The sequence below is a fragment of the Ensifer sp. ENS10 genome, assembly GCF_014852025.1.
Classification (GTDB): Bacteria; Pseudomonadota; Alphaproteobacteria; order Rhizobiales; family Rhizobiaceae; genus Ensifer.
Map to the genome: position 1 here is coordinate 152,730 of NZ_JACVAS010000001.1, position 12,155 is coordinate 164,884.

Here is a 12,155-nt window from a genome sequence, read left to right on the forward strand (position 1 = left end):
TTTGTTTTTCTTGGTTTATTCATGGCGCCGGACGCTGTGTGTGGTTGCGGGAACCACTGGATTTCCGCCCGTTGCTCTCTTCAGTACGATGCGCCTATCCGTCGGTCGTGTCACTGTGGTTCTTGTCCGGTCCCTTCCCGTCGTCAGCGAGGTACACGATGCAATTGAAGTTTGGCACCAGTGGTTTGCGCGGCCTCTCCGAGGAACTGAAGGGCGAACCCTCCGCCCGCTATGCGACGGCCTTCGCCCGGCATCTTGTGGAGTCCGGGCACAGCAAGCCTGGCGATCCCATCCTCATCGCCCGCGATTTTCGCGATTCGAGCCCGGAGATCGCGGCCGTTTGCGCCGCGGCGCTGTCGCGCGAGGGGCTGCGCGTTTTTGACTGCGGCACGGTGCCGACGCCCGCACTGGCGCTCTACGGCCTCGCCAACGGGGCAGCGGGCTTGATGATCACCGGCTCCCATATTCCGGCCGATCGCAACGGCATCAAGTTTTATCGCCCGGATGGCGAGATCGACAAGGCGGACGAGGTGGCGATCAGCCGCATCGCCGACGGCATTGCAAACCAGATCGCACCGGTCGCCGATGCCGGAACCGGTGAGGACCACGCGGCCAGGGCCGCCGCCCTCTTCATGGAACGGAACCGGCAATTGCTGGCGGCCGGGGCGCTGTCCGGGCTCAAGGTCGGTGTCTACCAGCATAGCACCGTCGCCCGCGACCTGATCGCCGACCTGCTGACCCACTCTGGTGCCGATGTCGTGGCCCTTGGGCGCTCGGAACACTTCATTCCTGTTGATACCGAGGCGGTTTCGGCGGAGACGATCGAGCGGCTTCAGGATTGGGCGCGCGAACATCGCCTCGATGCGATCGTGTCGGCGGATGGGGACGGCGACCGGCCCCTCGTCGCCGACGAAAATGGGCTGCCCCTGCGTGGTGACCTGCTGGGCCTGATGGCTTGCGGTTTCCTCGGCGCCAGACTTGCGGTCACTCCGGTCACGTCGAATTCCGGCCTTGAGGGCAGGGAAGGGCTTTCCGTCCTGCGCACCCGCGTCGGCTCGCCCTTCGTGATCGCCGGCATGCAGCAGGCGCTGAAAGAGGGTACGCAGAAGGTCGCCGGCTTCGAGGCCAATGGCGGTACGCTGACCGCGAGCCCCTTTGAGATCAATGGCGCAACGCTGGAAGCGCTACCCACCCGGGATAGCTTTCTGCCGATTGTCGCGGCACTGGCCGCGGCGGCTGAGGCCAAGCTTTCGCTTTCCGCGCTCGCCGCTTCCTACCGGTTGCCTGTGGCGCTCAGCGATAGGCTCGAAAATTTCCCGGTGGAAACAAGCGCCCGGCTGATGGCCTATCTGCGCGGAGACGAGGCAAATCTTGCGGAATTCCTGGCGCCGATCGGCGGCGTCGCTGCGGTGAGCGACATCGATGGGCTGAGAGTGACGCTGGATGATGGTCGGATCATCCATTTCCGACCCTCGGGCAATGCGCCGGAGATGCGGTGCTACGTCGAGGCGGAGTCGTCTGAGGCTGCCGAAGCGCTGCTCTCAAGGGGGCTATCCACAATCCGCCGGTGGGCAGAATCCGCTTCGAACTGAGTTTTTTGCAATCCGACACGAAAACTTCAAAAACCCTGTTGACACTTCAGCTCGGGCCTTTTACACCCCAGCCCGTCGCCCAGATGGCGGAATTGGTAGACGCGCCAGCTTCAGGTGCTGGTACTCGCAAGGGTGTGGAGGTTCGAGTCCTCTTCTGGGCACCAAATTCCCAACCAAGTCTTTGATTTGGTTTTGAAAAACCCCGGTTAGCCGGGGTTTTTTCGTTTCTGGCGTTTGCCCGCAAATCGAGGCGATTTCCTGTCGCGCGGCGCGCTCTTTCCGTCGATATGGTTGCGCGTCGCCGTTATTTTCGCGCGACGCGCCTTGAAGCTTTGACCGGCAGCATTGATATTCTATTCGCAACGAAGTGGCGTGCAGACCGCACGAACGCGGCACCATGCAATCGTCCGCCGGGGCGGCGGAACTGAGCGAGGACGAGGCGATGTCTGAGACGCGTCGCAAGCTGACGACTATCCTATCCGCGGATGTTCAGGACTACACCCGGCTGATGCGTGCCGACGAGGAGGGCACGCTCGCCACGTTGAAGCGCTATCGCGATGCCATGGGACGGCTCATCGAGGCGCATGAGGGCCGTGTCGTCAACACCTGGGGCGATGGCCTCATCGCGGAGTTTCCGAGCGTCGTCGAAGCCGTGCGCGCGGCGATCGACGTGCAGAACGAGTTGGCCGGTCGCAACGAGAAATGCCCCTCGGACGAGCAGATGCTGTTTCGCATAGGCATCAATCTCGGCGACGTGATCGCCGAGGGCGACGACCTCTATGGTGATGGCGTCAATGTCGCGGCGCGCCTGCAGGCTTCAGCACCCGCCGGTGGCATCGTCATTTCGAATACGGTCTATGACCAGGTGCGCAACAAGGTCGCCGTCGGGTTCGATTTTCTGGGGCCGCTGGAGGTGAAGAACATCGATGGTGGTGTTCCGAGCTACGCCGTGCGCATCGGCACGGCCGATCCCCGCCCGGCAATCGGCATCCAAGGCTTCGGACGTTCCGCTGGTCAAGCGAGCGGGAATGGCGGCCGATCAGGGGCTGAGGCAAAGGGGGGCGGCGGGGCGGTCGCCGCGGCGAAGCGAGGATCTCTTCCCGTGCTCGCCGTCATCGCCGCAGGACTGGTCGTGCTGAACCTCCTCACCTGGAACGGGGTGCTCTGGTCCGTTTGGCCATTGCTCGGGCTCGGCATTTTGTCGGGCCTTGCGTGGCTCAAGGCAAACCCGTGGGTGGATCGCGGCATCGGTGTGCTGGCCCTTTCCGGGCTGGTGCTCCTGACGATCAACGTGCTGACGTGGCATGGAGTGTTCTGGGCCGTCTGGCCGCTACTCGCCTTTGCTGTCGTCGCCGGTATCCGCTGGGTCACCCGATCGCGCCGCAGTGTTGGTCACTGAGGCCGCCTATACGCTTTCCCCGCCTTGCGTGCCTTCCGGCTTGGTTGCCGGCATGTCTGCGGCTGCCGGCTCTGCGCCCAGCACCTCATAGATCTCCAACGCAGAGGCGCGGCCCTTCGCCTGCGCCGAGCCGAGGGGCCGGAAGCGGATAGCGGTGCCGGCATGGGCGACGACGGCGCCGCTCGCCATGATCGTGGTGTCGTAGTTCTTGTTCATGCCTTCCAGGCGGGAGGCGACGTTCACCGTATCGCCCATCGCCGTATATTGCAGTCGCTCCTTCGCGCCGACATTGCCGACGACGGCGGTGCCGGTATGAATGCCGAAACGGGTGCGGAACTCCGGAAGACCCTTTTGACGCTGCGCCTCGTTGAAGACACGCAAGCGTTCCTCGACCGCCAGCGCGCACCGACAGGCATGTTCTGCGTGCTTTTCGTCCGCCGCCGGTGCGTTCCACATCGCGAACACCGAATCGCCGAGGAACTGGATGATCGTTCCGTCGTGTTCTCCGACGGTCTCGCTGAAGATGTCGAAATACTCCGACAGCATCGCCACTACATCTTCCGGCGGATATTTTTCGCTGAGCGTGGTGAAGTCGTAGATGTCGGTGAAGAGCGCCGTCACCTCCTGTCGCCAGGCGGAGCGTCCGCTGAACTGACCGGACTCGATGCCCTTGCGCACCAGTTCCTTGGGCACATAGAGCGCGAAGGTGAAGATCGCGTCTCGCGCCCGGTTCATGGCCCCGCCGAGCGTGGAGATCTCGCTGACATGCGACGAGACGTCGATGGGCGTCGTGAAGTCGAGATCCTGCAGCCGGTTGGCGCTGGCCGTCAGCTGGTTGAGCCCCTTGGTGATCAAATGCGCAAGCACCAGCGAAGCGAGCACCGCGAGCGCCACGACCGATCCGGAAATCGCCAGCCCTTGCACGAGCGTCTGGTTGGCCTCCGCCATCAGTTCGTCCAGCGGCGCCGCCACCACGGCGCGGTTGCCGGAGAGAAGCAGCGCGGATTCGAGCGGCGTCACCATGACGAGATAGGTTCGGTCTCCGACCTCGACGAAGTCGGCCTTGCCGGGCTTAGGCGGATTGAGGCGGATGCTCTGGATCAAGGGATCGCTCTCGGCCTGCACGATCGGGCTATCCTTGTCCTTCGCCGCCATGATGCGTCGCATCATCACCAGGTCCGAGTGGATGATCGGACGCCCGACGGCATCGAGGATGAAGGAGACGGACCCGGCCGTCAGCCGCTCGCGGGCCAGGAAATCGGTGATCGTATCGAGAATGACGTCCGCGCCGATGACGATCTCCGGATTGCCCCGATGCGCTTGCGAGATCGTCATGCCCAGCGTTTCGGTGGTGGCACTTTCATAAGGGCCGGTCGAGACCGCGGCCTTTCCGTTGACCGCCGCGCGATACCACGGCCTGGTCCGCGGGTCGAAGCCGGTAGGTGGCAGCCGCCGCTCGGAAAACTGCGTGCCGTCCTTGTCGAGGAAGAGCACGCGCTGCAGAGACTTGCCGCTCGCATCCTTTTCCATCGAGCGCACGGCAATGGCAGCACCACGTGGCGCGTCCAGCGCCATGCGCCAGGCGACCTGCTTGAGATCGACCACCTGAAAGAAAGCACCGTTGGGATAGCCGACATAGACCCCGTCAATATGCGGCGAGCGGGTGATGCCCTCGCGCAGCACCGCCACCTTGTCGTTCATGCGCTCCGGCGGCGGCACGAGGAAGGAGTTGGCGACCGAGGAAACGAGGTTGACGAGGGCCGAGGTATCGCCCGAGAGCACGCCCAGTCGATCCACGAGGCGGTTCATGAAGCCGCGCATATTGGCCTCGGCGTCGGCGATCGCGGCGTTGCGCGAGCGATGATAATCGAGCCCGACGAGTGTGGCCGAGACGACAATCAGCATGGTGACGATGACCAGGCTGAACAGCGACCGCAGCGAGCTGTTCCAGCCATCGCGTGTTCTGCCTTGTCGAGCACCGGACGCCGTGTCTGCCATTGCGGTTCTCTGCTTCCGTACCGATCAACTGGCGACGACCTTAGCGTGCAAGGATGGTCGCATGTGCAAGGAAAGTTAAATGCGATTCCCATAAAACACGTTAACCGGCGGGATGCACGCCCCGCCGACACCCGCCTCAAAAAATCGCTGGGTCAGTTCACCGTCACCGGTTTCGAGCGCATGCGCGCGACGGTTTCCCGCTCGGCCCGCTTGCAGCGCATCGGCGGCAGGTTGCGGTCCATCAGATCCATGTCCTCGAGCACCATGTCGCCCATCTTCTTGAAGGCGCTGTCGAGCGCGCCGGCGCGGTGGGCGGAGCGCAGGAAACCTGGCAGGCGGCGAACCGGATGATCGAGCGGTAGCGGCTCTTCCGGAAAGACGTCGCTGGCCGCCACGATATGGCCGCGTGCGACCGCCGCCATCAGCGCATCGAAATCAACGACGCCGGCGCGGCTCAAGAGGATGAAGGCAGCGCCAGGGCGCATGCGGGCAAAGGCCTTTTCGCCGAGGAAGCCTTCGTTCTCGCTGGTGACCGATGCGACGACGAAGACGAAGTCGCTGTCGCCGAGGACCGTATCGAGCGATGCCGGCTCGACGCCGTTGTCCCTCAGGATCGAGGCTGGCATCCAGGGATCGAAGACGCGGATCCTGGCGCGGAAACCGGAGAGCACGCGGTTCAGCGCCTTGCCGAGATCGCCGAAGCCGATGATGCCGATGTCGGCGCCGGCGAGAAGCCGCGCCGATCGGTTGCCGTCGCCGCCCCACAGTTCACGGCCTTCGCGGAAGGCAAGGTCGGCGTCGACGATGCCGCGGGCGATGTTGAGCGCCATGGCAAGGCCGAGTTCGGCGACCGGTTCGGCAAAGACCTGACCGGTGGTCACCACATGGATGCCGCGCGCAAACAGCACCTCGTAGGGCATGTTGTTGATCAGGTTGCTCTCGACATTGAGGATCGCCCGGAGTTGTCCCATGCGCTGGAGCGTTGCATGATCGAGCGGCGGCTGGCCGATGATGTAGCGCGCTTCGGACAGGATATCGTCGCTAAGCCCGGCGATATCGTCCGGTTCGGCTTCGACGATCCGGTAACGCTGGTGCAGGTCCTTCAGCGCCTGCGGCGTGAAGATCAGGTCAAGCGTGCGTGGAGCGGGCGCGCTGATGGCAAGCGGCCGATTGTTGGCCATAATATCGGGCATGGTTCCTCCCACTGCATGTTTCCTTTGATCGTAACCGATTCAAGGATGAAAACATGCAGCAATTCAAAGTGCTGTAGGCGGAGGCAGTCCCGCTTCCGTACCGTCAGGCTAGGAAGAAATCCCCGCCTTGCCAAGCGGCGTGGTCGTCGAGGAGGCAAGCTTGCGAGCAACGCGACGGGCGCCGAGGCACGCCTGCTTCAATAGCCGAGGCCGCGTTTCTGGCGATAGAGCGACGGCGGCAGGTCGCTGCCCTGGAAGACCGGTCCATCACCGCGGCGGCAATTGTAGATCGTGTCGTAGACGGGGCCGCCGCGGGCCGTCGATTCGAACGGATAGTTGCGGTCGACGAAGGTCTGTTCGCAGACGGTATGGTCTCCGCCGCCATTCAGCGGATCCATCTGGCGCACGCCGGGCAGGTCCCGGTAGGTCTGTGCCGTTGCCGGGACGATGGAGAGCCCCAAAGTCAGCGCGAGGGCCGAAAGGGCGAGAGCGGAGCGAAAAGACGTCATTGTCAGGACTTTCGAACGGGCGACCGTCTGGCGGGATACGGTAACGGTATCGCCGGCGCCAAACTTGCGCTATAGGCCACACCACTTCGTTTGATCTGGGGATTTTCGATGGCGAATGCAATAAGGGTCCATGAAGGCGACATTTCCGCAGCCGATGCTGCGCGCTATACCGGTGCGATCGCCATCGACACTGAAACGCTTGGTCTCATCCCCCGCCGTGACCGTCTCTGTGTCGTACAGCTTTCGCCGGGCGACGGCACCGCCGACGTCATCCGCATCGCCGCCGGCCAGAGGCAAGCGCCGAACCTCGTCGCCATGCTCGCCGATCCGGCCCGCCAGAAGATTTTCCACTTCGGCCGCTTCGATATCGCCGTGCTCTTCCACACGTTCGGAGTGACGACGACGCCGGTTTTCTGCACCAAGATCGCCTCGCGGCTGACCCGGACCTATACCGACCGCCACGGCCTCAAGGACAATCTCAAGGAAATGCTCGACGTCGACATTTCCAAGCAGCAGCAGTCGTCCGATTGGGCGGCGGACATCCTCTCGCCGGCGCAGCTCGAATATGCGGCTTCCGATGTACTGCACCTGCATGCGCTGCGCGACAAGCTGACGGCCCGCCTGCTTCGCGACGGCCGCATGGAGCATGCCGACGCCTGCTTTGCCTTCCTGCCTACGCGCTCCAAGCTTGATCTGCTGGGCTGGGACGAGACGGATATCTTCGCTCACAGCTGAGCCGTGATCGCAACGTCTGATCGCTTTGCTTGGCGTCAGGGCGTCAGGTACAGGACGACGGCATAACGTGCCGCCTTGCCGATGGCGACGAACAGCAGGAATAGCGGCAGCTTCATGCGCAACAGGCCGGCGACCAGCGTCAGCGGGTCGCCGATGACGGGCAGCCAGGAAAGCAGCAGCACCGGCTGGCCGTAGCGGGCAAAGAGCGCCTCCGCCTTCTGTCGGCTTGCCGGAGAAACCGGAAACCAGCGTCGACCTTCGAAGCGGATCAGGAAGCGCCCCAGCGCGAAGTTGACGACGGCGCCGAGCACGTTGCCGAGCGTTGCCGCAACGAACAGGGCAGGGCGGCTTGTTTCTCCATGCAAGGCGGCAGCAACGACTGCAGCCTCCGACATGCCAAAGAGCAGCGTCGCCGACAGGAACGCAGCGGAAAAGACGCCGGCAAGAATTCCGAAATCCAGGATCAGCTCCTGTCCGTATGGCCGAGATCGCGCTCCGGATCGATGATGTCGCGGATGCGCTGTTTCAGTTCCTTGGGACCGGGGAAGCCGCCGTCGCGCTTGCGTTCCCAGACGAGCGCGTCATCGACGCGGATCTCGAAATTGCCGCCGGTGCCGGGAATGAGCGCCACTTCGCCGAGCGATTGCCCGAAGGTCTGCAGCAGTTCCTGTGCCATCCAGCCGGCGCGCAGCAGCCAGTTGCATTGGGTGCAATAGAGGATGGTGATACGCGGTTTCGGATCCATCGGCCTGGTCTCTGACGTGTGTCGGGGCGGCGACCATACCGGCGGCGCCAGGTGGAAACAACTGCGTCGCTCCGCCTCAGATGCTCACGTCCTGCTCACATAATTGTCAACAAATATAGTCATGTTTTTATCGGGGGATAGCTTGCTTTGCGCTGCCGTCGCGGCGAGACAATGCGGCATTGCACAAATTGTCGCACCCCAACCGCCGGAGAGGCCATTCATGACCGACGTCACCGCTTCCAGTTCCCGCCCGCGTACCATCCTGCCGGCGCTGGAAAAAATTTATCTGCCGCTGGATACATCAGCCGAGACGCTGCTGCGTGTTCTGGCGGGTGCCCTGCTCGCGGTCCACGGCTTCGGCAAGATCACCGATCCCTTCGGCGCGATCGGCATGGTTGAAGGCCTCGGCTTTTATCCCGGTGTCTTCTGGTCACCGCTGCTGGCTGCGACCGAATTCTTCGGCGGCATCCTGATCGCGATCGGCCTGCTGACGCGCCCGGCTGCTTTCGCCGGCATGATCGTTCTGCTTGTCACAGTCTACTTCCACGGCATCGTGCAGGGCGAGGGTCTCTTCGGCGCGGAGAAATCCATCCTCTGGGCAGCGATCCTGTTCTTCTTCGCCATCCGTGGCGCTAACAGCCAGTCGGTCGACGCAAAGCTCGGCAAGCAGTTCTGATCGATCGAACGTTGACTAGGGAAACGGGGAGGCGGTGAAGACCGGCCTCCCCGTTTTCGTTTGGCGGCACGTAGCGCCCACGCCGCCGGCCTGCCTTCAGAGAATACGCGATTCCGGATGGAAACCGTTTCACACTTTTCCTGGAATTGCTTGGGGCGTCACGCTGCGAATGGTCATGCGGTGGACCTTGCCCGACCGGTCCTGCCAGTCGATCGACTGGCCGACGGAAAGACCGATCAGGGCTGCTCCAACAGGCGTCAGCACCGAGATGCGTCCGGTCTCGATATCGGCCTCGCCGGGGTAGACGAGCGTCACCTGCTTGGCAAAGCCGTTGTCCGCCTCGAAGGCAACGCTGGAGCCCATCTGCACGCTGTCGGCAGGCAGCGCCTCTGGCGCGCCAATGCGGGCGCGGTCGAGCTCTGAGAGCAGCGCTTCGGCCACGTCGGGCACGCGGTCGAGCGCGGAGGACGCCAGCGCCGTCAGCCGCTTGTGATCGTCGGCATTGATGATGATGGGGGGAAGTTTCTTGCGGGATGCCGCCATGATGTGACCTGCCGTGTTCGGCCGTGGCGCCCACGGGCGCACTCGGAATCAATTTTCTGGGAATTCGGCGCTCGTTCAGCCGCGTCTAAAATTTCTTCTGCCGACGCGAAAGGCTCCCCTTACCCGGAGAGCGCAAGCATCCGGGCTGGGGTCAGGTTCCTGCGATCGGGCACACCCGGAAGCAGTGATAGGAAGAAATCGTCGACATCATGATGCCCCAAAGGTCGGAAAGTTTGACCGGGAAGTCAAGGCCCGTGGCGGAAGCGCAAAGCGCAGGGCGGATCATCGCGCCTCTTGAACAGCGGCCACGCTCGTGTTCAATCTCGGTTCGCGACGGCGAAGGGAAGGTGACGATGCGGGTATTGGTGGTTGAAAACATGGCGAAGACCGAGCTCGGCCAGGTGGGCACGGCGCTTCGCGAGGTCAAGGCGCAGATCGAGATCCACCGCGCCTATCTGGGCGAAACCGTTCCTGCAACGCCCGAAGGTTATGATGCGCTCGTCGTGCTTGGCGGCGAGCAGAGCGCGCTTGACGATGCCACCTATCCCTATTTGCCTGAACTCGCCGCACTGATGCGCGCCTTCGGGGACAGCGGACGCTCCGTGCTTGGCATCTGCCTCGGAAGCCAGCTTCTTGCGCGCGCCTATGGCGGGGAAAATCTGCTGGGCGCCGCCAAAGAGTTCGGCTGGTGCCAGATCCAGGTGCGCGGCGAAGGCGCTGAGGACCCGGTGCTGTCCAGCGTCGGTGAGAGCTTCCCGATCTTCCAATGGCACGGCGATACCTTCACCCTGCCCGAGGGCGCCGTGCATCTCGCCGAAAACGCCGTCACCACCCATCAGGCCTTCCGCATCGGCCGCGCCGCCTATGGCACCCAATTTCATTTCGAGGCGGACACCCATCTCGTCGAGGACTGGAACCGTGCGTTCCCGGATACGATCAACCGGCTCGATCCCACCTGGCTTGCCCGCTATCGTGAGCACGCCGCCCGCCATGGCCGGGAAGCCGATGCTGCCGGCCTGACGCTGGCGCGCGCCTGGGTGGCGACGATCGGTCGGCGTGTGGGCGCCGCCGCGATCGCGGATCCGGTATTGGAGGAGATGGACAGATGAGCGAGACACTAAACGGCGGTTGCTTCTGCGGCAGGATCCGATACCGGCTGAAGGCCGCGCCGATGTTCGTCAATTGCTGCCATTGCAGCGATTGCCAGCGCCAGGTCGGCAGCGCTTTCGTCGTCAACGGTGTCATCGAGCGCGAAAACATCGAGCTCACCGAGGGCGAGCCCATCGTCGTCACGCTCCCCACCGACAGCGGCCGCCCGCACGACGTCTATCGCTGCGCCGAATGCCAGACGGCGCTCTGGAGCGACTATGGCCGGCGCAGCTGGCTCTCCTTCCTCCGCATTGCGAGCCTCGACCGTCCCTCGGACTTCCCGCCGGATGCGCACATTTTCACTCGCTCCAAGGTGGAGTGGCTGTCGCTCGAAGGCGGCGCTCCAGCCTTCGAGATCTATTACGACATGAAGACGATGTGGCCGGCCGAAAGCCTGGCCCGGCGCGAAGCGGCGGAAGCAAAGGCAAGAGCATGACCGCCAGCGAACGCGACAAGATGGCCGCAGGTGAATGGTACTCGTGCCTCGATGCCGAGCTCGATGCGCTTCGGCTGACGGCACGCGAAGCGGTCCACCAGCACAACACCATGTCACCGGCCGCGCGCGGAAGCATGGCGCCGGCTTTGCGTGCACTGTTCGGTGCGGTTGCCGATGACGTCTTCATCGAAGCACCGTTCCATTGCTCCTACGGCATCAACACAAGTCTCGGCGCCCGCGTCTATCTCAACGCCGGCTGCACGATCCTCGACAGCGGTCGGGTGACGATCGGCGAGGGCACGATGCTGGGACCGAGCGTGCAGATCTATTGTGCCGAGCACCACAAGGACGCGGATCTGCGTGGCCAGGGCCTCGAAGTCGCCCGCCCGGTGACGATCGGCGCGGATGTCTGGATCGGCGGCGGCGCCATCATCCTGGGCGGTGTGACCATCGGCGATGGTGCGATTGTCGGCGCCGGCGCGGTGGTGACGAAGGATGTGCCCGCCGGGGCGACCGTCGCCGGAAACCCGGCACGCCCGCTGCCGCGTGCAGGAAACTGAATACTTTAGACCTTTTCAAGGAGTGTTTTTCTTATGGTCGATGCGACGAAAACGATCCATGTGCGCCCGGCGCGGCGGGACGATGCGCCTGTTCTGTGCGCCTTCCTCAACGAGATCATCCGGATCGGCGGCACCACCGCCCATCAGACGCCGTTCACGCCAAAAAGCTTTGCGGAACACTATCTCGAAGGTCCCGGCTTCGTCAGTTGCTTCGTTGCGGAGGATGAGAATGGTGAGCCTTGCGCTTTCCAGGGACTGGAGCGCTCGGACGGAATACCCAAGGATTGGGCCGATATCGGCACCTTCTCCCGCCCCGGCAACAAGGTCAAAGGCGCCGGCACGGCGCTTTTCGAGGCCACCCGCGACCACGCCCGTTCCATCGGCTTCAAGGCGCTCAACGCCACCATCCGCGCCGACAACGTGGGCGGCCTCACCTATTACGGCAGGATGGGCTTCACAGACTACAAGATTGATAAGGCGGTGCCGCTGAGTGACGGGCGGCTGGTGGATCGGATTTCGAAGCGGTATTTGCTCGACGCGGACTGACGCGCGTCTTAGTGGCAAACCAAAAAGGGCGACCCGAGGCCGCCCTTTTCAAACGTAGAAGCATGCGGTTCTGC

At 63.5% G+C, this 12,155-nt stretch carries 15 protein-coding genes and 1 tRNA gene; 9 read left to right on the plus strand and 7 right to left on the minus strand.

Annotated elements, in window-relative coordinates:
• Nucleotides 1-158: 158 nt before the first annotated feature.
• The 3 genes from IB265_RS00760 to IB265_RS00770 all read left to right on the plus strand — a co-directional run bounded on the left by IB265_RS00760 (nucleotide 159) and on the right by IB265_RS00770 (nucleotide 2,991).
• Nucleotides 159-1,592 carry a phosphomannomutase gene (locus tag IB265_RS00760; protein ID WP_057247839.1) on the plus strand — a complete coding sequence of 478 codons (1,434 nt, stop codon included), beginning with the start codon at nucleotides 159-161 and terminating at the stop codon, nucleotides 1,590-1,592.
• A gap of 77 nt (nucleotides 1,593-1,669) precedes the next feature.
• Nucleotides 1,670-1,756 (plus strand) — tRNA-Leu (locus IB265_RS00765).
• Nucleotides 1,757-2,034: 278 nt separating this feature from the next.
• Nucleotides 2,035-2,991 (plus strand): adenylate/guanylate cyclase domain-containing protein, encoded by a 957-nt coding sequence (locus IB265_RS00770; RefSeq protein WP_057248231.1) that lies wholly within the window; start codon nucleotides 2,035-2,037, stop codon nucleotides 2,989-2,991.
• 6 nt (nucleotides 2,992-2,997) lie between these two features.
• On the opposite strand, the gene IB265_RS00775 is transcribed toward IB265_RS00770, so the two are convergent.
• The 3 genes from IB265_RS00775 to IB265_RS00785 form a co-directional block, all read right to left on the minus strand.
• The gene (locus IB265_RS00775) at nucleotides 2,998-4,989 is read right to left on the minus strand and encodes an adenylate/guanylate cyclase domain-containing protein (RefSeq protein ID WP_057247840.1); all 1,992 of its coding nucleotides are present in this window, start codon (nucleotides 4,987-4,989) and stop codon (nucleotides 2,998-3,000) included.
• 152 nt (nucleotides 4,990-5,141) lie between these two features.
• On the minus strand, nucleotides 5,142-6,182 hold the full coding sequence (locus IB265_RS00780; RefSeq protein ID WP_058324535.1) for a hydroxyacid dehydrogenase: 1,041 nt from the start codon (nucleotides 6,180-6,182) through the stop codon (nucleotides 5,142-5,144).
• Nucleotides 6,183-6,379: 197 nt separating this feature from the next.
• Entirely contained in the window at nucleotides 6,380-6,691 is a 312-nt protein-coding gene (locus IB265_RS00785) for a hypothetical protein (protein WP_057247842.1), read from the minus strand.
• A gap of 108 nt (nucleotides 6,692-6,799) precedes the next feature.
• On the opposite strand from IB265_RS00785, the gene IB265_RS00790 reads away from it, so the two are divergent.
• A complete protein-coding gene (locus IB265_RS00790; protein ID WP_057248232.1) occupies nucleotides 6,800-7,426 on the plus strand; it encodes a ribonuclease D in 627 nt (208 codons plus the stop codon).
• Nucleotides 7,427-7,461: 35 nt separating this feature from the next.
• Here the strand turns inward: IB265_RS00790 and IB265_RS00795 are convergent, their stop codons facing one another.
• Together IB265_RS00795 and IB265_RS00800 are read right to left on the minus strand one after the other, a co-directional pair.
• Nucleotides 7,462-7,821, minus strand: coding sequence for a YqaA family protein (locus tag IB265_RS00795; protein WP_082615689.1), 360 nt, complete (start codon nucleotides 7,819-7,821; stop codon nucleotides 7,462-7,464).
• Nucleotides 7,822-7,889: 68 nt separating this feature from the next.
• Nucleotides 7,890-8,171, minus strand: a complete 282-nt coding sequence (locus tag IB265_RS00800) for a SelT/SelW/SelH family protein (RefSeq protein WP_057247844.1) — start codon at nucleotides 8,169-8,171, stop codon at nucleotides 7,890-7,892.
• Between the two features lie 220 nt (nucleotides 8,172-8,391).
• On the opposite strand from IB265_RS00800, the gene IB265_RS00805 reads away from it, so the two are divergent.
• Entirely contained in the window at nucleotides 8,392-8,847 is a 456-nt protein-coding gene (locus IB265_RS00805) for a DoxX family protein (RefSeq protein WP_057247845.1), read from the plus strand.
• Nucleotides 8,848-8,976: 129 nt separating this feature from the next.
• Here the strand turns inward: IB265_RS00805 and rnk are convergent, their stop codons facing one another.
• Nucleotides 8,977-9,390 (minus strand): nucleoside diphosphate kinase regulator, encoded by a 414-nt coding sequence (gene rnk / locus IB265_RS00810; RefSeq protein WP_057247846.1) that lies wholly within the window; start codon nucleotides 9,388-9,390, stop codon nucleotides 8,977-8,979.
• Between the two features lie 151 nt (nucleotides 9,391-9,541).
• The gene (locus IB265_RS00815) at nucleotides 9,542-9,769 is read right to left on the minus strand and encodes a hypothetical protein (RefSeq protein ID WP_162770853.1); all 228 of its coding nucleotides are present in this window, start codon (nucleotides 9,767-9,769) and stop codon (nucleotides 9,542-9,544) included.
• On the opposite strand from IB265_RS00815, the gene IB265_RS00820 reads away from it, so the two are divergent.
• From IB265_RS00820 to IB265_RS00835, 4 genes are read left to right on the plus strand one after another with little or no spacing between them, the layout of a single operon-like run.
• Nucleotides 9,744-10,499 (plus strand): type 1 glutamine amidotransferase, encoded by a 756-nt coding sequence (locus tag IB265_RS00820; RefSeq protein ID WP_057247847.1) that lies wholly within the window; start codon nucleotides 9,744-9,746, stop codon nucleotides 10,497-10,499. The genes IB265_RS00815 and IB265_RS00820 overlap by 26 nt on opposite strands.
• Nucleotides 10,496-10,975, plus strand: a complete 480-nt coding sequence (locus IB265_RS00825; protein WP_057247848.1) for a GFA family protein — start codon at nucleotides 10,496-10,498, stop codon at nucleotides 10,973-10,975. The genes IB265_RS00820 and IB265_RS00825 overlap by 4 nt, the downstream gene beginning before the upstream one ends.
• Nucleotides 10,972-11,535 (plus strand): sugar O-acetyltransferase, encoded by a 564-nt coding sequence (locus tag IB265_RS00830; protein WP_057247849.1) that lies wholly within the window; start codon nucleotides 10,972-10,974, stop codon nucleotides 11,533-11,535. The genes IB265_RS00825 and IB265_RS00830 overlap by 4 nt, the downstream gene beginning before the upstream one ends.
• Before the next feature lie 33 nt (nucleotides 11,536-11,568).
• On the plus strand, nucleotides 11,569-12,081 hold the full coding sequence (locus IB265_RS00835) for a GNAT family N-acetyltransferase (protein ID WP_057247850.1): 513 nt from the start codon (nucleotides 11,569-11,571) through the stop codon (nucleotides 12,079-12,081).
• The last annotated feature ends 74 nt before the right edge of the window (nucleotides 12,082-12,155 follow it).